A 21,143-nucleotide genomic window follows, 5' to 3' on the forward strand; every position below is an offset into this window, starting at 1 on the left:
GCCATAATCGTGCTCGACACTGGAACAGAGAAGGCCAAACTTGATGCCTCTCCATTTAAGGTGGTCAGGGTGCCACCACTCAACACAGGATTGGCTGTCGTGCCAACTGAACTCAAGGCAACGGTATTACCAGCGCTAATATTAGTAGGTGGAGGATCCGAGTATGGGGGATCAGAAGGTGGAGGATCAGAAGGTGGAATAGTCAATCCAGATAAAACAAGATCCCAGATACTTCCCGAGCTATTCATTAGAGACCAAGTACCCGCACCATATGTTCCAGAGGTCACACTCAGATGACTAAGCGTCAAACCAGATAAAACAGAGCTGTAGGTACCATTGGCAACAGTGGAGCCCGCATAAATACCAAAAATCGTTGTACCTGAAGGGCTCAAGACGCTTAACCTGCCGAAGTCACTCGGGCTATTAATGATGATGTTGTAGCGATCGGGTAGCCTCCCCTGATAAGTTAAAGCAGTACCACTCGCGCCTTGCAAATTATTGAGCGTACCGATCACGCTGTGAGGCATGAAAGGAGGAAAGCCAGATTGATTGATAATTCCAACCTGCGTTGTGACGATATTGCCTGTATTGGTGAGTGTAGTGATGGTTCCCGATTGATTCAAAATATTGAGCCGACCACGGATCGTGCCTGAGTTGTTCAGAAGCTGAATCGTGCCGCTATTCGCTATCGCAAAGTTCGTTGAGGAAAGCGTTCCTGTATTAATGATTGTCGTGATGACACTAGAGGACTCGCTGTTGTAGATGACACCATTACTTCCAGAAATAGTGCCACTGTTAGTAATGGTTGTGATCGTGCCATCATTTTGAATGGTGGCATTCGGATTACCAACATCTGAAAGAGTGATCCCTGCTCCGACCGTAATACTTCCGAGGCTACATTCAGTCGGCTGCAATAAATTAAGGGTGGTAGTGGAGCTCACAGCATATGGGTCGGGCGATAGACACGCACCCACAGCCGACAAATGAAGCAAGGCCAATGTCGCAAAACCGATTACTACGCGCCAGCGACGTAGTTGGACAATACTCATCAAAGCACCCGTATAGTTAAGTCAAAAAAGTAAATCTTTACTAAAGTACGGGTGAAGGTGCTTTGCTTGAATGTTAGATAGACATTCTATTAAATAATCTCAAATCGTTATTAATAGTTTTCATCTTAGCTGTCATAGACTGCTCATAAAGAAAAAACCCACACTTACTTATTCGATTGACAGGTATTGAGAGCATCTGCTGGTAAATACAAAAACGATCATGTCGATTACGTTAAAGAGGGTAAGAGGATGGAAATGCATAAACCAAAGACCCCCATGCACATAGTGGCCAGTCCGCCTCCAATCCAAAGGACGTACTTATGAGAATTGGTCAACACTGCAATATCCGCGCGTAATCTTGAAAATTCAGCCTTACATTGGTCCATGTTGGTATTCATCGTTGACTTTATATCTGACAATTCCGATGACATTCGGGCTTCGAACTGGGTGAGTTTTTGATCCAGATGATCGACCTTTTCTTCTAGACGACCAGTCCTGGCATTTAGATGAACGGTTGCTTCCTCCAACCGATCCGTCTTCATTTCAAGACGATTCGTTTTTTCCTCGAGATGATTAATGTGCGTTTTGACTTCGTGACTCAAAACTTTAAAGTCCGCTTTCGTCGCGTACTGACTATGCCTATGCAAAATACCCATCACACTTCCCTTTTCATTAATGCTTTGATTCAATTTTCTATAGCCTCTACTCTGAACTCTAAACACGGCAAACTCAATAGGTTGCGCTAGACTATTACAGACATTTACAAACCGGGGACACTGTTGAAGATCACTGCTATCACTGCCTTTCCGCTTTCGTTTCGCTTAGACCAGGGCAAGACCGTAGTCATGGGCATCGGCGCGACGACCAAGCGCGATGCAATCATTGTGAAAGTAGAAACCTCTGAGGGCATTACGGGCTATGGTGAGGCGCACCCTGGGCGCAGTCCTGGCGCAGTGGTCAGTTTGATTCACAACACACTCGCCCCCATGCTGATCGGCATGCAGGCAAAGGATTGTGTCGGTGTCTGGAAACGCGTCCATCGTATGCAGCTGTCGAGCCATGGGGTGGGCTCGGGGGCCTCACTCGGCTTGGCCGGAATCGACATGGCGCTGTGGGACATCCGCGGCAAAGCGGCCAACATGCCTTTGTATGAATTGCTGGGTGGGAGCAAGCGACGCCTGCCGGCTTACGCGGGCGGTATTTCTATGGGCTATCAGCCCAAGGAATCGCTAGCTGAGGAGGCACAGGAATATGTCGCGCGCGGCTACAAGGCGATCAAGCTGCGTTTGGGTGACACAGCGGCGCGCGATATCGAACGTGTCTTGCATGTCCGCAAGGTCTTGGGCGATGACATTGATATCCTGACGGATGCGAATACGGCCTATACGATTGCAGATGTGCGGCGCGTACTGCCCGTTTTGGCCGAGATTCAGGCAGGCTGGCTCGAGGAGCCGTTTGCGTGCAGTGACTTTGCTTCGTATCGTGAAGCCGCCAAAATCACCTCGCTCGTTCCCATCGCAGCCGGTGAAAATCACTACAGTCGTTTTGAGTTTGCCCAACTACTGGAGGCTGGTGACATCAGGGTGTGGCAGCCAGATTTGTCTAAGTGTGGCGGTATCACTGAGGGGCTTGCGATTGCGGCCATGGCATCGGCCCATCGGATTCCCATGAATACGCATAGCTCGGCGACGGGCTTAAATCATGCCGCGACGATTCATTTTGCAGCTGCAATTGAAAACACACAGTACTTTGAAGCCTGCGTGTCGCACTACAACCCGCTGAGGGATATGTTTGGTGTCAGTTTTGAAATCGGGGCGGACGGCTGTGTCGAGCCCCTAGACAAACCGGGCATCGGGATCGAGGTGGACGAATCGATCTTTAAAAAGTATCCACTGATCGACGGACCTGGCTACGTGGTGAAGTTTTAAACAAGCGTTGTAGGCAAGCGCTTTAAACCTTCCCAGGCTCAAACTGTCGCCACAAGCAACTGCCCTTGACCGACTTATCGAGCGTCGCGAGATATTGCTCGTGCGCGAGCAGGTCTTCGGCGCTTGGCAATATCACGGGCAGCCCAAGTGCATCCTGTTGATGACCCCGGGCCTCGGCGCTCTCTGTCTCTGGCTCGTCGTAGGTATCGATCATCAAGCTATCTTGACCACGCGTCATGGCGAGCCAGACCTCGGCAAGTAAGCGCGAGTCAAGCAACGCGCCATGAAGCGCGCGATGCGCGTTGGACACGCCATAACGTTCGCACAAGGCATCAAGCGAGTTGCGTTTGCCGGGATGCAGTGTTTTGGCGTGAACGAGTGAGTCGGTCACGCCGCTGCAAAACTCAGTGACCGGCTCACGTCCAACTTTCGCAAGCTCAGCGTTCAAAAATTTCAAATCAAAAGGCGCGTTGTGAATAATCAGCTCGGCGCCTTCGATAAATTTTAAAAATTCGTCAGCCTGTTCTTTAAAGCGAGGCTTATCGGACAGGAAATCCGTTGTCAGTCCGTGCACACCTAACGCGCCCGGATCGCTGTCACGATCTGGATTGAGGTAAGTATGGTAATGATTGCCTGTTACGCCACGATTGAGTACCTCAACAGCACCGATCTCGACGATGCGATGCCCCTGAGCAGGATCGAGTCCGGTCGTTTCTGTGTCAAGAATGATCCAACGCATGGGTGCAGTCGCCGTCAAAAAGGTGTGAGTTTAGTTTTTCATTTTAGCGCGGGCTTCTTCGACGCCGCGATTGGCGAGCAGGTCGGCGCGTTCATTGCCCGGATCGCCGGCATGGCCTTTGACCCAGTGCCAGCGGATCTCGTGTTTGGCGACCTCATCTGACATCAACTGCCAGAGATCGGCATTTTTAACGGGTTTTTTATCGGCGGTTTTCCAGCCGCGTAGTTTCCACCCGTGAATCCACTCAGTCATGCCTTTCATGACGTACTGAGAGTCGACATGAAGTGTCACCGCGCAGGGGCGCTTGAGTGCGCGCAGCGCCTCAATCACAGCCATCATTTCCATGCGATTGTTTGTGGTCAAGGGCTCTCCCCCGTGGAGGGTTTTCTCGACCTGTCCAAACTTGAGTAATGCCCCCCAACCGCCTAAGCCAGGATTGCCTTTGCAGGCGCCGTCGGTCCAAATCTCTACGTTTTCTTCAGTTTGCATCGTTTGCTTCGTTGTTCACTTCGTGATTGATTTTTTTGTGGGGGTTGAATTGTGTCGCATGGCCACGCCTGCGGCGCGTCTTGCACCTTGCTTGAGGGACTTGGTTTTCCAGTTGGGCTTGAGTAAGGTCATACCGTGGACGCGTTTGACGGCTGAAACGACGTAGACTGCGCCGCAAGACGGCCACCAACGATCGCCCGCCGCCTCAAAGAACGCCGTACGATCTAGCCACTTTTTTGTGTAAGATGGCGGAACATAACAGCCGAAGTGACCAAGTTCGATCTCAAATGACAGCAATTTCAACCAATCCTTGAGCCGTGACAGGGAAACTTGCTGCCCAACCTCTGCAGGCAACCAAGGCTTGAGAAGCGGCGCACGCTGGCGCACCCCCCACAAACTCCAGGGATTGAAGCCCGCAATGACGACTCGCCCCTCAGGAACAAGGATCCGATCGACCTCACGCAGGACTTGATGGGGATTGTCAGCTGTCTCTAACGTGTGCGGTAAAACCACTAAGTCCATGCTTTCGCTGTCAAAAGGCAGAAACTCCGGCTCAGCCTGAACCATGCCGGCCCAGTCATTGACAGGTGCAGACACCGGCAAATCCGGTCCGACGAAAGCTTTAAAGGGCATTCTGTTGGCGCGCAGCAGATCCAGCTCCGGCAAACCCACCTGAAGTGCCCGATAACCGAAGACGTTATCGACCATGGCATCAAAGCGCGCATGTTCCCAATTTCGGACATATTGACCCGGATCGGTGTTTAACCACGCACTCAGACTTACAATGGCGGATTGTTGTGTTGACACGCTGTTCCTGAAAAAATATAAATGCCTGCTGATTCAAACCTGCCTAGCTCCGCTCGAGACAGTCATACGCTTGTACAAACGACAGGGATTATTCCCCTCCACGCGTTTAGCGATAACTACATCTGGCTCATCACGAACGGCACCCATGCCATGGTGGTGGACCCCGGTCAGGCTGCGCCCGTTCAACATGCACTCGCTGAGCGAAAATTATCGCTCGTCGCCATTTTACTCACCCATCACCATCAAGACCATGTCGGCGGTGTTGCTGAGCTTGTCGCCCAAACTGGCGCCAAGGTATACGGTCCTGCTGGCGAGGTCTTGCCGATCTGTGACATCGCCTTGATTCAAGGCGATCAAATCACCGATCAGGACTTACAGCTGTCCCTCTCCGTCCTTGAGGTGCCAGGACATACCGCGGGTCATATTGCTTTTGCAGGTGAAATCGCAGGCCTGCCTGTCTTGTTCTGTGGCGACACACTGTTTGCCGCAGGCTGTGGCCGTTTGTTTGAGGGCACACCTGCCCAGATGGACGAGTCGCTGGCCAAGCTCGCCGCCCTGCCCGCTGCGACGGCTGTTTACTGCGCGCACGAATACACCCTCTCTAATATGCGTTGGGCTCGCGCCGTCGAGCCCGACAATCAGACCCTCCAGAGCTGGCAAGCACGTGCTGAACAGCAGCGCGCCGAGGGTCAACCGACTTTGCCTAGCTCAATCGGGCAAGAGTTATCCTGCAATCCGTTTTTACGCGCTCGACAGCCTGCTGTGGCTCACGCCGCGGCCCAATGGGCTGAGCGCACCCTCAACAACCCGGTCGAAGTCTTTGCCGCGCTCAGAGAGTGGAAAAACAATTTTCGTTGATGTTGATGCCTAATATTCAAACTCTCGTGACACGTATTCTCGCCTTGGTGGCAGTGCTGATTTTGGCAGGTTGCGCCGGCATGTCTGGCTCAGACGGTCGAGATGGTGCTCAGGATACGTCCCAAACCATCGACCTCACCATTCCTGCGCCAGACGCATGGGAGCGTATTCGGCGCGGCTTTGCCATACCCAACCTCAACACACCGCTCGTCGACAAATGGACGGCCTACTACGCCCGACATCCTGAGTCGATGAACCGCATGGCCAATCGAGCGGGCAAATACCTGTATTACATCGTCGAGGAAATCAATCGCCGAGGTTTGCCTACCGAACTGGCACTTCTGCCGTTTGTAGAGAGTGCTTTCAACCCGATCGCCTATTCTCACGCCAACGCTTCAGGCTTGTGGCAATTTATTCCCAGCACCGGCACACAGTTCAAACTCAAACAAGACTGGTGGCACGACCAGCGACGTGACCCGATCGCCTCGACCAATGCCGCGCTGGATTACTTAGAGTATTTGTTTGAGTTTCAAGGGGACTGGTATCTGGCGCTTGCCTCTTACAACTGGGGAGAAGGCGCTGTTCAGAGAGCCGTCAAAAAGAATGCTGCGTCAGGCAAACCAACCGACTACTTGTCGCTCAATATGCCTGCAGAAACACAGAACTACCTGCCTAAACTTCAGGCGATTAAAAATATTGTTGCCGACCCAAAGAAATACTCAGTTGTCCTGCCGAACGTCGACAATTCGCCTTACTTTGTTTCCATCAAGAAAACCGTCAACATCGACTACGTGCTGGCTGCAAAATTTGCAGAAATGCCCTTGGAGGATTTCCAAGCACTGAACCCCTCCTTTAATCAGCCAGTGATCTCCGTCAAGGAAAACCACGCCATTATCTTGCCGCGCGACCGCGTCGCCATTTACAACAAGAATATCGCCCAATACCGGGGCGACCTCACCTCGTGGAAAACTTACGATGCAGACGAGGGTGAAAGCATTACGGCGATCGCGAGCAAGTTTGGGGTTCCCGAAGCTCGATTGCGACAAGCCAACCGCATTCCCACAAACGTCCGTTTGACGAGCGCGGAAACCTTGATCATCCCTGGACCAAGTGGCGAGGGTATCCGTCTGAACCCCGCCGACAAGACTTCATTGGCGCAAGCTGGCAGAGGTAGCCCGCCGCAAACAACCAATGCGCGAGTGGCAGCTCGCCCGCCTGTCGCAAGTCCGGGGCGTGGCCCCGCCACCAGCGCGCCAGCTACGGCGCGCTCGACAGTCCGCTTGCACACGGTGCGCTCAGGGGAGACGCTTAGCAGCATCGCGCAGCAATACGGGGCATCCATTTCCTCCATTCGTTCACTGAACAACTTAAAATCGGATACTCTGCGAGCAGGTGCTAAATTGCGCATTCCAAGTACTGTTAGCAGCAATTAATTTTTCTTTTACTTTTATTTCTAGGATTGGTCCATGGGCTTTCTTTCCGGCAAACGTATTCTGATTACTGGCGTGATCTCCAACCGCTCGATCGCCTATGGCATCGCAAAAGCTTGTCATGAACAAGGCGCAGAGCTTGCCTTTACGTTTGTCGGCGAACGCTTTCAAGAGCGCGTGACCGAGTACGCCGCTGAGTTTGGCAGCAAAATCGTCCTCCCCTGTGATGTGGGCGATGACGGTCAGATTGAAGCCACGTTTACAGAACTGGCCAAACATTGGGACGGACTCGATGGTCTGGTGCACTCGATTGGTTTTGCGCCACGCGAAGCCATCGCAGGTGAGTTTCTTGACGGACTCTCACGCGAGGCCTTCCGGATCGCCCATGACATTTCTTCCTATAGCTTTCCCGCGCTCGCCAAGGCTGCTCGCCCCATGATGCAGGGACGCAATGGCGCACTGCTGACCTTGACCTATCTGGGAGCAGAAAAAGCGATGTCCAACTACAACACCATGGGCCTAGCCAAAGCGTCACTTGAAGCCTCTGTGCGTTACTTGGCCGCCAATCTTGGTCCCGAAGGCATTCGCTCTAACGGTATTTCAGCAGGTCCGATCAAAACTCTGGCTGCAAGCGGCATTAAGGATTTTTCAAGCATCCTCAAGATTGTCGAAGCCAATGCTCCGCTTCGCCGCAATGTCACGATCGAACAGGTCGGTAACGTTGCTGCCTTTTTGCTGTCAGAGCTGTCCGCCGGCGTAACGGGCGAGATCATTCACGTGGACTCGGGCTTTTCAAATATCGTACCCGGACTGGTAGAGTAAGACGCAAGATCTAAAGCGTCACGCACTTGATTGAGCGTGACGCCCTCGACCAGTACGCGTTTTTTGCGGCTGGTCTGCCCAGAGACAAGCTGGACTTGTCTACGCGGCACCTTCAAATGTTCAGCCAGCCACGCCACGAGCACCTCGTTGGCACGATTTTCTACGGCTGGTGCGTTGAGAGCGACCTTTAAGCGTCCGTCATGCTCACCCACGATACGAGAAACTTTCGCGCCGGGCTGGCAATGCAACAGCAACGCCACACCGCCAGTCTGCTGCGTCAACCAGCTCATCGCGCTCCTGTCAGATGCATCATCAAGGCGCCAAGCGCACCCGCGCCCAAGATCAGATAAACAGGATTCACTTTCGAGCGCAGCAATACAACAAAAACCACTACACCCAAACCGATTGTCAGAGGTCCAACAAAAGCAGCTTTTGCCACCGCGTACACGCCTGAGCACATCAAGCCAATCGCGATCGGTTCCAAAGCGCTTTGTACCGCACGCCGCCAAGGGCGTTCACCGATTTTGTTCCACAGTCGACCCACCGCCAAACACAACACACTCGACGGGATAAAGAAAGCGAGTAACACCACCCCCGCACCCAACAAACCGGCGATTTGAAAACCAAAGACCAACACCATCATCATGTTGGGTCCGGGTGCAAGTTGTCCCAAGCTGTAAATATGGACAAATGCCGTGTGATCGATATCGAAACGCTGCGCAAGAATTGTCTGCATTTCCGGGAGCACAGCCGTGCCGCCTCCCACCGCGAGCACGGACAACATGCCAAACGTCATGGCAAGTTGAATCAGGGCACTCATTTACGCACTTCCTCGGCGCGTGGCCGGAACAGGTACAAACCGATAGGTGCCATGATGAGTAATACGATGACGAGAGAAAGCTTGAGCACGCTCATCAAGACAAACGTCGCCACAATCATCAACAATGAACGCATATGCCGAAAATGTTGGTCGCCGATTTTGTAGGTAATGGAGGCCAGCAGACCCGTCGCACCTGCAGCCACTCCGGCGAGCAAAATGTTCATGATCGGGTGATCCGCACCCTCGCTATAGGCCACCCCTGCGATCAACACAAACAAGCCACCCGGCAACATCAAACCAGCCGCCGCGGCGCACGCCCCCAAAAAGCCACGCAGACGGTCACCCGCAAGGAGTGCGAGATTGACTGAGTTCAAACCAGGCATGGTTTGACTGATGGCAAGCGTCGCCATGAAATCATCGGCTGTCAGCCACTTGCGCTTGTCCACCAACAGGATTCGCTCATAGGCCACGATGCCGCCGCCAAAACTGACCGCACCGATCAAGAGGAACTCTCTGAAAATCACCCAAAGCGTTGGTGTCATTCTTCACTCCCGTACACCAGTGCAGTCTTGGTACTACCTTTCATCAACCAATCTGGGATGGCGAGCTGCAAGTTCTTGAAGAATTTGTCTGCGAGTTGATGGGCTGCGACGTCATCGCGATTGGTTTTATTGACACGATAGGAAAACGCCAACTCACCCACAATCGGCTCTCCCACGCTACGCATCCAGATCGCCACATCGCAATGGGCGCTGACATTAGGGCCAAACACGATATTGCCGAGTGGCAGACAAGCCTCAAGAATCTTGTTGGCTGTTCCGCCCACCACAGCAACAGGGACATCAGGCTTGAGCTCTAAACGACTGAGGTCAGGAAAGGTCCGCACAAGACTTCCCATCGACCGCTCAAAAATTTGATCGACAGGGACAGAGTCCATGATCGAGTTGTTGGAATAAATCATGCGCGTGCTACCGGGCGTCTCGCCTCGTAAAATTTCCTCTTTGAGACGCAGTTTTGTTTTATAGGGAGCGTCAGGAGCGGGATCGTAGGCGAGTGATCCTTGCAGGGACTTGGCTCGGCACTTCAATGTCACCTCACACCAATCGTCGACCCATACGTTTTGTCTCGACTCACGCACACGCAAAATGAGATTGTTTCTCCTGAAATCTTGCCCAGGGGTGTCGTAAAAATAAACACTCCGCAGTCCGGTGTTGGCATTATCAAGATGAAAAAAATCAACGCCTTCTTTCTGACAGAAAGAAACAATCCAATGACTCAGCTGAGTGATCCGACTGTAGCGATCCAGACCATCCGGTTTGAGTAACAGTTTGAACTCTCGATTGGTGATTTTCTTATCGAGTGGCGTGACAGGCTTCATGTGATTTTCTTTTAGGAACTAAGTGGCTTCGGTTGCAAGGCGCGCTTGATGAAACGCCTGCTCGAGATTGTCGCAGTACTGGGCAATAGAGTGTTCATTGACTAGACCAGATCTTCGCATTTTTTCTAAAACTTTTGTATTTGCTTCGCATAATAAGACCTGAACACCCCGGCGGTGCAGATCCAGAACAACCTCTTCGATGGACTGAAGCCCTGTCGCATCGATAAACGGAACGCGCCGCAGACGAATCACCAGTGTTTCAGGATCGGAGGCCGTATGCTTGAGCGCTCGCTCAAAGCTTTCAATCGCCGCAAAAAACATCGGACCGTCAATTTCATAAATCATGACACCGTCTGGCCGCTTGAGCCCCTGCTCGCCTGCAAACTCCTTTTCAAGCGCGTGGTCTGCGACTTCGTGGGTATCCACTGAAGCCGCCATTCGCCTGAGAAAATGGAAAATCGCCAACATCACACCGACATTGACGGCGACGACTAAATCAACAAAAACGGTCAACACGAACGTCACAACCAAAACGACACGATCCGCATTGGGCGCACGCAACAAGAGTCGTCCAAAGTTGTGCAACTCGCTCATATTCCACGCCACCACAAACAAAATCGCAGCAAGGGCGGCAAGGGGGATACTGGAGGCGAGTGGTGCCAACACCAACAAAATCAACACTAGCGTCAATACATGCACAAGTCCAGCGAGCGGTCCTGTACCGCCATTTCTAATATTGGTCGCGGTACGCGCAATCGCACCTGTAGCGGCAAACCCCCCAAACAAAGGGGTCACGATATTGGCAACGCCCTGTCCAATCAGCTCTTGGTTTGAATTGTGATGTGTTCCTGCCATCCGATCCGCCACGACAGCGGAGAGTAGAGACTCGATCGCACCCAGCATGGCAATAGTGAAAGCGGGCCCCACCAAGCTCAACACTTGCGACACGTTCATATCCGGCCAGGCAAAAGAGGGAAGCCCTTGGGGCACCCCTCCAAACATCGAGCCAATGGTCGCGACGCCAGGCAACTGAAATACCGCTTGGATTACCGTAGCGATCACCATTGCAAGCAAGGGACCTGGAACGCGTTTGAATAGTTTAATTTTGTTGGCAAACAGCACAACGACAAGACTCAGCAAGGCGATCAGCACAGTTGGCCAATGTGTCTGTGGCAGCGACTGCAAAAGCGACCAGACCTTTTCATGAAAGTGTTCGCCTTCAGGCTTGGGTAAACCCAGGAAGTACGCCCACTGCCCCACAAAAATAATGACTCCGATTCCTGTCGTGAAACCAATAATCACTGGGGTTGGAATGAACTTGATCAGTCCACCCATTTTGGCCAAACCCATCACCAGCAAAATCAAACCGGCCATCAGTGTGGCAATCTGCAAGCCCGCAATACCGTACTTGGCTGTGATGCCCGCGAGGATGACGATAAACGCACCGGTCGGACCTGAGATCTGGAGGCGGCTGCCACCCAAAAGGGTCACAAGTCCGCCGCCAATAATTGCGGTGTAAATGCCCTGTTCCGGACGGGCACCCGAGGCAATGGCAAAGGCCATTGAAAGGGGCAGCGCCACAATACCGACAATCAGCCCGGCCAAAATATTTGGCATCCACTGGCTACGGGCAAAGAGTCCCGCACGATATCCTTCTACTAAAGCAATCATAGGTGGGTTGGCCATTGATCAGTAGGTGTAGCTGCCGCAGACCGAATGGTCAGTAGCAACACTTAAATGACTCGTTGATTATAGGGGTATGTGTTCGACACTTGATCTATCTCAACTCAAGTGCTCATCAGGAACGCGAGGACGCACCAAATAGTGGGTCTGACTCTTAGAATAAATTAGCAGTTATCAACTACTCAAGGAGCAAACAGATGATCATCAACAGACAAGCCTGGGTTGTCGTGGCAGACGGTGGACGCGCGAATATCTACAAAAATGTCGGCGAAATCGGCGAAGTCAAACTTGTTCTTGTGCGCAGCACCAATCAGCACACTGAGCACACGCATGAAATCGGACGCGATCAACCTGGCCGACTCAGCGGGAACTCCGGACATGCTAAATCCGCACTGGAATCGACTGACTTGCATCAGGTGGCCGAGGACAAGTTTTTAAAGGCCATGATTGAGCATTTGTCGCATGATGTGCAAGATGGCCAGTGTAAAGAGCTTGTATTGATTGCTCCCCCGCATGCGCTCGGCGAGATGCGTAAGCAACTGCCCGCAAGTGTTGCCAAGCTTGTCGTCAATGAAATCAGCAAGGACTATACTCACATGGCCATCAACGAACTGCAAAAGACGCTGATGAATATCCACTAAATCTCTAGCCAAAGGATCGCAGGCGCCATGAACCTTCCTGAACTTTCTGCCCTTGAACTACGCCGTTTGATCGGTACCAGACAGATTTCCCCGGTTGAGTTGATGGAGGCCTGTATCGCCCGGATCGAGCAATTCAATCCCGCGATCAATGCTGTAACTGCGACGGATTTCGATCGCGCACGCGCGACCGCCAAGCAGGCTGAAAGTGCTGTGATGCGAGGCGAGCCGCTAGGCCTGTTGCATGGCTTGCCGCTCGGCGTCAAAGATCTTCAGGACACGGCAGGCTTATTGACGACTTACGGCAACGTCGGCTTGCGTGGCAACATCCCCTCGCGCGACAACAGTCTTGTTGCGCGACTGCGCCAGGCGGGTGCGATCGTGACCGCAAAAACAAACACACCGGATATGGGCGCAGGTGCCAATACGCGCAATGCAGTGTGGGGCGCCACAGGCAACCCGTTCAATCCAACCCTCAATGCAGGCGGGTCCTCGGGCGGCTCTGCTGCTGCACTTGCGACAGATATGCTGCCGATTTGCACAGGTTCGGACACCGGTGGTTCCTTGCGTATTCCTGCTGCGTTATGCGGCGTGGTTGGCATGCGACCCTCGCCTGGTACGGTCGGGAACGATACACGCGCCTTAGGATGGTCCGTGATCTCGGTCCTTGGACCAATGGGTCGTACCGTTGCCGATACGGCCTTTATGATGGCTGGCTGCATTGGCCGAGACCCGATGGATCCTCTGGCTTACCCCGTTGACCCTGCCTCGATCTGGCCAATGCGTCACATTGATTTATCAACCTTGCGCATTGGTTACACCGAAGACTTTGGTGTCTGTATCGTTGATCAAGAAACTCGCAAGCTGTTTCGTAAACGTCTGGCAGCCATTGCGCCTCTTGTACAGGTGTGCGAGCCGGTTGATCTACGCTGCACGGAAGCAGATCGCGCGTTCGATGTATTGCGGGCTGAAAATTTTGTCGCGGGGTTTGCAGATATGTGGCGCAGCAAGCCAGAAAATCTCGGTCCAAACATTTGCGCAAACATGGAATTAGCTGCAGCGATTACGCTCGAAGATCGCGCCCGCGCACACCTCGAACAAACGCGTATCGCGCGTCAGTTTGCAGCAGCAACAGAAAAGTACGATTTGATTTTGTCACCTGTTGTGCCTGTCACAGCCTTCCCTTGGACACAGCTATATGCGGCTGAGGTGGACGGACAAAAGATGAGAAACTACTACCACTGGCTCGCGCTCACCTATGTCGTGACCTTGGCAACCAATCCAACAATCGCGCTCCCTTGTGGTCGTGACGAGCATGGCATGCCCTTTGGTTTACAGATCACGGGCAAGCTTTTTGAGGATGGTCGACTCATGGCCGCGGCGCATGCACTGGAGCAGGCATTTAGTTTTGACTCAGAACTCAAACGCCCCAAGCCTGATATGACTCAGCTCCTTGAGGCGCGTCCTGAACTCAAATCAATCGTCACGCATCCGCCTGTATATGAGGGATTAGTGACCGACCACCCTACCTCACCAGCTGTATAGTGCGATACCACCGCCAATATCTGGGTTGTTGACTTCATCCGGCAATGAACGGTACTTGGTCACCCGAGCACCATCATTGCCGAGATACACATACATGATTTCAGCATCACCGCCGTCGCGCATGTAGCGGTAACCCCAGATCCACTGGTGATCATCACCCCAGTCATCGCGCGTGATATTGGCGGGCGGACCAAACTCACAATGCACACGCTCGCGTGTCCAGACCTCGCCATTGCTCAAAATACTAAAGCTCTTTTCAGTCAGTATCTGCTGGGGTGCACCCACCAGGCCTTGTTTGTTAACGTGCAGCGCATAGGCGGTCTCACCAGCAGGTTGCTGGGTCCACACCATGCGTTTCCCTCCGTCTCTGGAGGGACAATTGATATCAGGATTGCCGTATTGTTTAATCACTTGGGTAACGGGCGTACCAGGTTGAACGCTGGAAACGTTGGCGCAACCCGCCAGCATCAGCGCAGCAAGACCTGCTGATATTCCAGCGAGTGCTTTAGCCTTAGCAGGCAATGTGCTGACACGCAGTGCTACTTTTTTAATCACGACAACCATCCTAAAAAATCAAAACTCGAACATGTGACCGCTCTTTGCGGCCTTTGTTCGAAGGTATCCGTCATTGTGTTGATTCGACGGATAAATATGTGGAACACGCTCAACCACCTCGATGTCGTGTTGTGCGAGCGCTGCGACTTTGATCGGATTGTTGGTCATGAGCTTGACGCGGCTCACCCCCAACAGACGCAGCATTTGCGCGGCCGGCAGATAATTGCGCTCGTCCGAATCAAATCCGAGATGCAAGTTGGCATCCACCGTATCAAAGCCATTGTCTTGTAATTGGTAGGCACGCAGTTTGTTGACCAATCCGATTCCACGCCCTTCTTGGGCGAGATACAGCAAAATGCCGCTGCCGGCCTTGGACATTTCAGCAATCGCGCCACGCAGCTGATTGCCACAATCACAGCGCAACGAGCCAATCAGATCGCCGGTAAAACATTCAGAGTGCAGGCGCACGAGCACTGGCGCTGTGGGATCAACATCTCCCACCATCACAGCCAAATGTTCAATGCCACCGTCGCGTGGACGAAACGCCACCACGCGCGCATTCTCAGCATTTTCTAGCGGCACACGCGCTTGGCTGACTAGGGTCAGTGCATTGGCTGCGTTTTGCATGTAATGCTGAATGTGTATCGCCTCGACAGAAGAGATATCAGCAGAGCCAATGCCTTCGACAATCAATGCCGCGGGCAACAGGCGTGACAACTTAGACAGCGTCACGCAGGCCTGCGCTAACGCATCGGCATCGTTTAACACCAGTCCGGTCAATGGAGGACGTTGCATGAGAGCCGCGAGCGGATTGGCTAAAAATTCAATTGTCGCCAAATCCAACCCTTGTGGATGCGTCACCACACAAGCCGCACGATCTGTCTTGTCAATACCGAGCACATTGGCTCGGGTTCCTGTCATGACGAGTCGAGGCGCGCTTGTCCCTGAACGGATGAGCAAACCAAGGTGCTCAGGGGTGAGTGCCTCAGCCGCCAGCATCAATAGGCTAGTCTCGCCGTCGTGCACGCGCACGAGTGCTCCGCGGCGCAACTCTGAAATGGCACGGTCTACTGCGATGAGAGGATCTGGAATCGACAAGATGAAAGAATCAGAAAGGTGAGAGGAGAAAAGAAGCTTTAAAAATAAAAGCTTACGCAAAAAGTCACACAAGCGAATATTATGACAACTTAAGGTAAATCCCTAGTGGAATACACTTACTCCGTAACCTGTTTTGGGGCGTCATAAGCTTTGGTTTCATCTAAACAACACCCGATCGCCCAAGAGACCTCTTCGTCGCATGAGGCTAAAAATGATTGGGATAGATTTTTGACGGAATTTTTCGCCAATGGTTCCCTGGCAGCCTCACCGCTACAAGCGATTTTTGAGCCTATACGGACTGCCACGGTCGACAGCATGATGGTGGTCGGACAGCTTGGACAAACCATGGATGGTCGTATCGCGACAGTGACCGGACAGTCAAAATACATTAATGGTCCAACCGGGTTGATGCATTTGCACCAAATCCGTGCACTCCTGGATACGGTCGTTGTAGGCGTCGGGACGGCACTTGCGGATGATCCGCTCCTAAACGTTCGTCTAGTGAATGGCAAGCACCCTGCTCGTGTCGTGATTGACCCAAAGGGCAAACTCGGCGCCAACGCGCGGGTATGGAGTGCTGATGGCGCGAGGCGTCTATGGATCGTCACCGAAGGTGTTGAGGTCTTAGCGCCCGAGGGTGTTGAAGTGATTGCTTTACCAGCAACAGACGGACGCATCACACCTCAGGACATTTTAGCGAGCCTTCAGCAACGCGGACTTAAGCGCATTTTGATCGAAGGCGGTGCGGAAACGATATCGCGCTTTTTACAGGCCGGCTGTCTAGATCGTCTGCATTTGATCGTTGCTCCGATACTGATGGGCTCGGGACGTGCCAGCCTGAATCTCCCTGCTATCGAGCATATGGATCAGGCCTTGCGTTTAAATGTTCAGACACACATGCTTGGCAACGAGGTGTTGTTTGACTGTGACCTGAGCCCTCAGCGAGTCAAGATCGCCTGACGGGACAAAATATCCCCAAACCGCTTGGCTGACTCTTTCCAAGTTGGCTGTAAAGCGGCCGCCTTTTTGGCGCCTTGCGAAAGTGTTGCACGCAACGCTGAATCCTGTATCACACTGCGTAACGCTTGGGTCAAGCTTTCTACATCGCCGGGGGGCACTAACAAGCCTGCACCTGCGGGAACCGTATCCGGTATGGCGCCTCCAGTCGTGCCAATGACCGGCAATCCGCGCGCCAAGGCCTCGGCATACGCCATGCCATACCCTTCAAACAATGAAGCCAACACAAACACATCGGCCGTTTGATAAAGCGAGTCCAGTTGCGTGTCGTCCACAACACCCAAAAGACGCACACGACTCTCAAAACCAAACCGTGCGATGTCCTGCTTGAGCTGGACAGGCGCATGGGCGTCACGCGACAGATCGCCCGCAATCGACAAGCTCCAAGGCAAATCCGCCAGTGGCTGCAATGCTGCGAGCAACACGTCAAAACCCTTGCGAGGCGTGACCGAACCCACCGATAACAAATGCAAGGCGTCCGAACCACTCCCTGTCGCCAAGGGCGCGCGGGCAGTGCCCGGACACACCACATCAATGACGTCAGGCTTGACATCAAAATGCTTCACAAGATCCCGGGCGGTCGCAGGTCCAGTCGTAATCACATATTTCGCATGACGTAGCGCCTGAGTTTCCGTCTTGCGAAACACCTCAGCCTGTTCTGGACTGATCCCCGCCTCAAAAGCGAGAGGATGGTGAATCAGGGCGATCACAGGATGATGTTTGGCGCATTGAGCGACAGCCTCTGGCAACACGCCCAAGGCCAAGCCATCCATCACGATCAAGGTGCCAGGAGCGATTGACGTTAACCGCTCAGCAGCCTCGTCACAGGTGCGCTGAGAAGGATAGGGAAATCCGTCCCCCAAACTCAGCAACTCGACCTGCCAGCCGAGTGTCTGCAAACCCTCGATGATGCGACGATCATAGATATAACCTCCCGTCGGCGTATCAAGCTCGCCGGGATAAGCAAAGATCACCCGCTTCATCGTCAACACGCTCAGTGAATGGCTGCTTCGTACCACGCGCGCGCAACGTGGGACTCGGAAATCGTCACACGGATGGCATGCAATTGTTTGCCGTCACGACCCAGACCGCCGCTACGCGCCGCAGCAGCGAGCTGATCAAAAATGTACTTGGTCAAAAACTCGGTCGTCGTATTGACGCCTTTAAACTCTGGGCGTTCGTCCAAGTTGGTGTAGTTCAAGGGTTTGAGGGTGGCCTTGAGCACGTCAAGCGCGCGTCCAATATCGACCACGATGCCGTTGGCATCCAACTCTTTTGAAATAAAGGCTGCATCCACGACGAACGTCGCGCCATGCAAAGCTTGAGCAGGTCCAAACACATCACCGCGGAAAGAATGGGCAATCATAATGTGGTCACGCACTTCAACTGTAAACATGAAAACTCCTTAGGGATAACGAATCAGCTGACAAAGCACGGTGCTTTGACGACCTAAAATTTCTGGCAAGCGAATAGGCAAACTTGCAAAATCGACAGCAGGCGCTAACAACACGTCCAGACGTGGATCTTTGAGCATATTCAGGGCAGCACTCAGGCGACGACGATAGGTCCAGCGCGGTCTGCGCGAGGCGGAAATATGGCCGACCTGACTGGATTGCAATCTAATCTGGCGACTATGAAAGGCACCGCCAAGAGGGGCTGCGACCATACCCGACCCATACCAGCTGAGCTCCAATACAGTCGCTTCTTCTCCCGCACAGCCCAACGCGGTGGTCAGTCCAGCAGCATTAGCGCTGCAATGAATCACCACATCACACTCCTGCGGCGCGGCTTGGGGCAAGGCAAACTGCACACCGAGTGCACGCGCAGTGGCAGCGCGCTCAGCATTGATATCCACTAGGGTCACTTCTGCGCCTGGCAGATGTCCGCACAGGTAAGCGACCAGACATCCCACCACCCCACCCCCGATGATCGCGATACGGTCGCCGGGCCCGGGCGAGGCGTCCCAAACAGCATTCAATGCGGTTTCCATATTGGCGCCCAGCACAGCGCGCGAGGCTTCCACGCCCTCTGGGACGACAATAACGGCGTCTGAGGCGGCCTGAAAGACGGTCTGATGCGGCATCAAGCTGTAGACGAGCTGCCCAAGCAAGGAGGCGGGTCCTTGCTCGACTCGTCCAACGTTCGAATAACCGTACTTCACGGGAAAAGGAAAGGCTCCGCCCATGAACGGTGCGCGCATACGGTCGTATTCAGTCTCCGGCACCTGGCCACGATAAACCAGAGACTCAGTGCCGCGACTCAACGCACCGAAAACCGAACGCACCTGCACATCGCCTTCTATCAAAGTCGGAAGGCTCTCAGTGCGGCATTCAGCTTGCTCAGGGGCGACATACCAAAGCGCCTGAGCAGACCGTGCTAAAGATGATGGGGGTTGGTCTTTCAACACAAATGAATCCTAGGTTTTTGAAAGTTATCTAACCTCTCTGCCCTATACTGATAGCGCATGTTGCAGAGTATAAGTGAGTCAGAGGCCTTCCCTTGAATACCTTCATCAATAACCCTTCTTCGCGGGCACTGACCGCTCGTCGCAGCGTTTTTTGCGCACTAGCCGTCTGTACCGCAGCGTTCATGCTTTGGTTGATGCACGAAGCCCTCTCCCCCGAGACTCCAACCACCCTTTACGTCGCGCTGATGGTGTTGCTTGGTTTCACCTTACCCTGGATGGTGGTGGGCTTTTGGAATGCTGTCATTGGCTTGTTGCTTTGCCAATTGTCGACCGAGCCCACGGCCTCTGTTTTGCCTCGTGAGATGGACATCACTGACACAGAGCCCTTGACCACGTCAACAGCCATTTTGCTCTGCATCCGCAATGAAACGCCCGAGCGCATCGAACGCAACCTTGAAACCATGCTCAAGGGACTCGCTGTACCCGGCATCGGCGAACACTTTCATCTATATGTATTGAGTGACACTAGCGACAGCAGGATTGCCGAACAAGAGCAAGCCTGTTTCGACTCGATGCAACGACGCTGGAATAATCGTGTCGGCATCACGTACCGATGTCGCACAGACAATACCGGTTACAAAGCTGGCAACATCGCCGAATTTTGTCAGCGTTGGGGCGCTCAGCATGACTTCGCTTTGACGCTGGACGTTGACAGCTTTATGACAAGCGGCGCAATCGTTCGACTTGTACGCATGATGCAAGCCAGCCCGCGCTTAGGCATTTTGCAAGGCTTGGTCGTGGGCCTGCCTTCTACAAGCGCCTTTACTCGCTTATTTCAATACGGCATGCGCTTAGGGATGCGCTCCTTCACCATGGGCTCGGCCTGGTGGCAAGCGGACTGCGGCCCCTACTGGGGACACAATGCGGTGATCCGTCTGGCGCCTTTCATCGAGCACTGCGAACTCCCCGCCCTCACCAGCCGCGATGGCACCACACGCCATATTCTGAGCCATGATCAGGTCGAAGCGGTGCTGATGAGACGTGCAGGCTTTGAGGTACGTGTGTTTCCCCAAGAAGACGAAAGCTGGGAAGAAAATCCAACGACCTTGACCGAATACATTGGCCGAGATTTACGTTGGTGCGCGGGTAATTTGCAATACATCCATTTGCTCACCTTACCCGGTCTCAAATTCATGAATCGCTATCAGCTCGCGCTGGCGATTTTTATGTTTCTGGGCTCACCCGCCTGGATAGCAATGTTGATCCTTGGCACGCTTGCTTTAAGTCTGACACCGAATGCTGCTGATTTCGCGAAAAGCGCAGAGTCACTCACGCTGCTAATCGTTGCACTCTTGATGTGGTACTTGCCTAAAATTGCAGGTGCAGTGGATGTGTTGTTGCGCAAAGAAGAGCGTGCACGCTTTGGTGGTGGCTGGCGCTTTGGACTGAGCCTGACGCTGGAAATGCTCTTTTCAATTTTGATGACACCTATCACTTGGCTCAACCACACCATTTTTATCGTGGGTCTTGTCTTGGGTAAAAAGGCAGGCTGGACTGCACAGTCACGCGACGACCATACAATTGCACTATCAGATGCCGTCAGACAGTTTTGGCCACATACACTTCTGGGTCTAGTGCTTTCGGGACTGTTGCTCGCGACGCATCCTGCGGTGCTGCCCTATGCACTCATATTTTTTAGTGGCCTATTGCTTTCAATTCCCTTGGCAGTTCTCACTTCCCTGCCTGGCCTTGGGCGTTGGATGATCGCGAATCGCTTGCTTTCCTTACCCGAAGAAATTAATCCGCCCGAGGCACTCCTCGCGCTCGACCTCAAGGCCTTGAACATCCTGCAAACCGTTCGACCACCACATCAACCTTAA

At 53.2% G+C, this 21,143-nt stretch carries 23 protein-coding genes; 8 read left to right on the forward strand and 15 right to left on the reverse strand.

Going from position 1 to position 21,143, the window contains the following annotated elements; all coding sequences use genetic code 11:
* Positions 1–1,049 (reverse strand): hypothetical protein (locus WBJ47_RS03115; RefSeq protein WP_422245580.1); only part of this gene is annotated, 1,049 nt, incomplete at its 3' end.
* Positions 1,050–1,276: 227 nt separating this feature from the next.
* Positions 1,277–1,738: a hypothetical protein gene (locus WBJ47_RS03120; protein WP_422245578.1), complete on the reverse strand. Its 462-nt coding sequence runs from the start codon at positions 1,736–1,738 to the stop codon at positions 1,277–1,279.
* A gap of 90 nt (positions 1,739–1,828) precedes the next feature.
* Here WBJ47_RS03120 and WBJ47_RS03125 point away from each other — a divergent pair, with 90 nt between their 5' ends.
* A complete protein-coding gene (locus WBJ47_RS03125; protein ID WP_422245576.1) occupies positions 1,829–2,977 on the forward strand; it encodes a mandelate racemase/muconate lactonizing enzyme family protein in 1,149 nt (382 codons plus the stop codon).
* Between the two features lie 22 nt (positions 2,978–2,999).
* Here WBJ47_RS03125 and dnaQ read toward each other — a convergent pair whose 3' ends face one another.
* The 3 genes from dnaQ to WBJ47_RS03140 are packed head-to-tail and all read right to left on the reverse strand — an operon-like array spanning position 3,000 to position 5,012.
* Entirely contained in the window at positions 3,000–3,716 is a 717-nt protein-coding gene (gene dnaQ / locus WBJ47_RS03130) for a DNA polymerase III subunit epsilon (protein ID WP_422245574.1), read from the reverse strand.
* A gap of 30 nt (positions 3,717–3,746) precedes the next feature.
* A complete protein-coding gene (gene rnhA, locus WBJ47_RS03135; protein ID WP_422245572.1) occupies positions 3,747–4,205 on the reverse strand; it encodes a ribonuclease HI in 459 nt (152 codons plus the stop codon).
* A gap of 15 nt (positions 4,206–4,220) precedes the next feature.
* The gene (locus tag WBJ47_RS03140) at positions 4,221–5,012 is read right to left on the reverse strand and encodes a class I SAM-dependent methyltransferase (RefSeq protein ID WP_422245570.1); all 792 of its coding nucleotides are present in this window, start codon (positions 5,010–5,012) and stop codon (positions 4,221–4,223) included.
* Between the two features lie 21 nt (positions 5,013–5,033).
* On the opposite strand from WBJ47_RS03140, the gene gloB reads away from it, so the two are divergent.
* From gloB to fabI, 3 genes are read left to right on the forward strand one after another with little or no spacing between them, the layout of a single operon-like run.
* A complete protein-coding gene (gene gloB / locus WBJ47_RS03145; RefSeq protein WP_424585299.1) occupies positions 5,034–5,870 on the forward strand; it encodes a hydroxyacylglutathione hydrolase in 837 nt (278 codons plus the stop codon).
* A gap of 5 nt (positions 5,871–5,875) precedes the next feature.
* A complete protein-coding gene (locus tag WBJ47_RS03150) occupies positions 5,876–7,303 on the forward strand; it encodes a transglycosylase SLT domain-containing protein (RefSeq protein WP_422245566.1) in 1,428 nt (475 codons plus the stop codon).
* A 33-nt stretch (positions 7,304–7,336) separates the two neighbouring features.
* Positions 7,337–8,122 (forward strand): enoyl-ACP reductase FabI, encoded by a 786-nt coding sequence (fabI, locus tag WBJ47_RS03155; protein WP_422245565.1) that lies wholly within the window; start codon positions 7,337–7,339, stop codon positions 8,120–8,122.
* On the opposite strand, the gene WBJ47_RS03160 is transcribed toward fabI, so the two are convergent.
* The 5 genes from WBJ47_RS03160 to WBJ47_RS03180 are packed head-to-tail and all read right to left on the reverse strand — an operon-like array spanning position 8,074 to position 11,991.
* Positions 8,074–8,412, reverse strand: a complete 339-nt coding sequence (locus WBJ47_RS03160; protein ID WP_422245564.1) for a DUF167 domain-containing protein — start codon at positions 8,410–8,412, stop codon at positions 8,074–8,076. The two genes, fabI and WBJ47_RS03160, sit on opposite strands and share 49 nt — an antisense overlap.
* A complete protein-coding gene (locus WBJ47_RS03165) occupies positions 8,409–8,942 on the reverse strand; it encodes a chromate transporter (protein WP_422245562.1) in 534 nt (177 codons plus the stop codon). Before WBJ47_RS03165 ends, WBJ47_RS03160 begins: the two co-directional genes overlap by 4 nt.
* On the reverse strand, positions 8,939–9,484 hold the full coding sequence (locus tag WBJ47_RS03170) for a chromate transporter (protein WP_422245561.1): 546 nt from the start codon (positions 9,482–9,484) through the stop codon (positions 8,939–8,941). The genes WBJ47_RS03165 and WBJ47_RS03170 overlap by 4 nt, the downstream gene beginning before the upstream one ends.
* Positions 9,481–10,320, reverse strand: a complete 840-nt coding sequence (locus WBJ47_RS03175; protein WP_422245559.1) for a hypothetical protein — start codon at positions 10,318–10,320, stop codon at positions 9,481–9,483. Before WBJ47_RS03175 ends, WBJ47_RS03170 begins: the two co-directional genes overlap by 4 nt.
* An 18-nt stretch (positions 10,321–10,338) precedes the next feature.
* The gene (locus tag WBJ47_RS03180; protein WP_422245558.1) at positions 10,339–11,991 is read right to left on the reverse strand and encodes a SulP family inorganic anion transporter; all 1,653 of its coding nucleotides are present in this window, start codon (positions 11,989–11,991) and stop codon (positions 10,339–10,341) included.
* A 209-nt stretch (positions 11,992–12,200) separates the two neighbouring features.
* Here WBJ47_RS03180 and WBJ47_RS03185 point away from each other — a divergent pair, with 209 nt between their 5' ends.
* Both WBJ47_RS03185 and WBJ47_RS03190 read left to right on the forward strand, forming a co-directional pair.
* Positions 12,201–12,644, forward strand: coding sequence for a host attachment protein (locus WBJ47_RS03185; protein WP_422245557.1), 444 nt, complete (start codon positions 12,201–12,203; stop codon positions 12,642–12,644).
* 27 nt (positions 12,645–12,671) lie between these two features.
* The gene (locus tag WBJ47_RS03190; protein ID WP_422245556.1) at positions 12,672–14,186 is read left to right on the forward strand and encodes an amidase; all 1,515 of its coding nucleotides are present in this window, start codon (positions 12,672–12,674) and stop codon (positions 14,184–14,186) included.
* Here the strand turns inward: WBJ47_RS03190 and WBJ47_RS03195 are convergent.
* Together WBJ47_RS03195 and ribA are read right to left on the reverse strand one after the other, a co-directional pair.
* Positions 14,172–14,741 carry a hypothetical protein gene (locus tag WBJ47_RS03195; protein ID WP_422245555.1) on the reverse strand — a complete coding sequence of 190 codons (570 nt, stop codon included), beginning with the start codon at positions 14,739–14,741 and terminating at the stop codon, positions 14,172–14,174. The two genes, WBJ47_RS03190 and WBJ47_RS03195, sit on opposite strands and share 15 nt — an antisense overlap.
* Positions 14,742–14,759: 18 nt before the next feature.
* Positions 14,760–15,839, reverse strand: coding sequence for a GTP cyclohydrolase II (ribA, locus tag WBJ47_RS03200; protein WP_422245553.1), 1,080 nt, complete (start codon positions 15,837–15,839; stop codon positions 14,760–14,762).
* A gap of 228 nt (positions 15,840–16,067) precedes the next feature.
* On the opposite strand from ribA, the gene WBJ47_RS03205 reads away from it, so the two are divergent.
* On the forward strand, positions 16,068–16,799 hold the full coding sequence (locus tag WBJ47_RS03205) for a RibD family protein (protein WP_422245551.1): 732 nt from the start codon (positions 16,068–16,070) through the stop codon (positions 16,797–16,799).
* On the opposite strand, the gene WBJ47_RS03210 is transcribed toward WBJ47_RS03205, so the two are convergent.
* The 3 genes from WBJ47_RS03210 to WBJ47_RS03220 are packed head-to-tail and all read right to left on the reverse strand — an operon-like array spanning position 16,778 to position 19,263.
* Positions 16,778–17,839 (reverse strand): glycosyltransferase family 4 protein, encoded by a 1,062-nt coding sequence (locus WBJ47_RS03210; protein WP_422245549.1) that lies wholly within the window; start codon positions 17,837–17,839, stop codon positions 16,778–16,780. The genes WBJ47_RS03205 and WBJ47_RS03210 overlap by 22 nt on opposite strands.
* A gap of 11 nt (positions 17,840–17,850) precedes the next feature.
* Complete coding sequence (locus WBJ47_RS03215; protein WP_422245547.1) at positions 17,851–18,252, reverse strand: 6-pyruvoyl trahydropterin synthase family protein; 402 nt, start codon at positions 18,250–18,252, stop codon at positions 17,851–17,853.
* A 9-nt stretch (positions 18,253–18,261) separates the two neighbouring features.
* Positions 18,262–19,263, reverse strand: a complete 1,002-nt coding sequence (locus WBJ47_RS03220; protein WP_422245545.1) for a zinc-dependent alcohol dehydrogenase — start codon at positions 19,261–19,263, stop codon at positions 18,262–18,264.
* A gap of 92 nt (positions 19,264–19,355) precedes the next feature.
* Here WBJ47_RS03220 and mdoH point away from each other — a divergent pair, with 92 nt between their 5' ends.
* Positions 19,356–21,143 (forward strand): glucans biosynthesis glucosyltransferase MdoH, encoded by a 1,788-nt coding sequence (gene mdoH, locus WBJ47_RS03225; RefSeq protein ID WP_422245544.1) that lies wholly within the window; start codon positions 19,356–19,358, stop codon positions 21,141–21,143.

The sequence above is a fragment of the Zwartia sp. genome (assembly GCF_049655405.1).
GTDB lineage: Bacteria > Pseudomonadota > Gammaproteobacteria > Burkholderiales > Burkholderiaceae_B > Zwartia.

Bases quoted from the DNA above. Each gene is read 5' to 3' on its own strand.
- WBJ47_RS03165 (WP_422245562.1), bottom strand. From the start codon at position 8,942: ATGAGTGCCCTGATTCAACTTGCCATGACGTTTGGCATGTTGTCCGTG.
- WBJ47_RS03185 (WP_422245557.1), top strand. From the start codon at position 12,201: ATGATCATCAACAGACAAGCCTGGGTTGTCGTGGCAGACGGTGGACGC.
- dnaQ (WP_422245574.1), bottom strand. From the start codon at position 3,716: ATGCGTTGGATCATTCTTGACACAGAAACGACCGGACTCGATCCTGCT.
- WBJ47_RS03150 (WP_422245566.1), top strand. From the start codon at position 5,876: ATGCCTAATATTCAAACTCTCGTGACACGTATTCTCGCCTTGGTGGCA.
- WBJ47_RS03215 (WP_422245547.1), bottom strand. From the start codon at position 18,252: ATGTTTACAGTTGAAGTGCGTGACCACATTATGATTGCCCATTCTTTC.
- fabI (WP_422245565.1), top strand. From the start codon at position 7,337: ATGGGCTTTCTTTCCGGCAAACGTATTCTGATTACTGGCGTGATCTCC.
- gloB (WP_424585299.1), top strand. From the start codon at position 5,034: ATGCCTGCTGATTCAAACCTGCCTAGCTCCGCTCGAGACAGTCATACG.
- WBJ47_RS03210 (WP_422245549.1), bottom strand. From the start codon at position 17,839: ATGAAGCGGGTGATCTTTGCTTATCCCGGCGAGCTTGATACGCCGACG.
- WBJ47_RS03190 (WP_422245556.1), top strand. From the start codon at position 12,672: ATGAACCTTCCTGAACTTTCTGCCCTTGAACTACGCCGTTTGATCGGT.
- rnhA (WP_422245572.1), bottom strand. From the start codon at position 4,205: ATGCAAACTGAAGAAAACGTAGAGATTTGGACCGACGGCGCCTGCAAA.
- WBJ47_RS03160 (WP_422245564.1), bottom strand. From the start codon at position 8,412: ATGAGCTGGTTGACGCAGCAGACTGGCGGTGTGGCGTTGCTGTTGCAT.
- WBJ47_RS03170 (WP_422245561.1), bottom strand. From the start codon at position 9,484: ATGACACCAACGCTTTGGGTGATTTTCAGAGAGTTCCTCTTGATCGGT.
- WBJ47_RS03175 (WP_422245559.1), bottom strand. From the start codon at position 10,320: ATGAAGCCTGTCACGCCACTCGATAAGAAAATCACCAATCGAGAGTTC.
- WBJ47_RS03180 (WP_422245558.1), bottom strand. From the start codon at position 11,991: ATGATTGCTTTAGTAGAAGGATATCGTGCGGGACTCTTTGCCCGTAGC.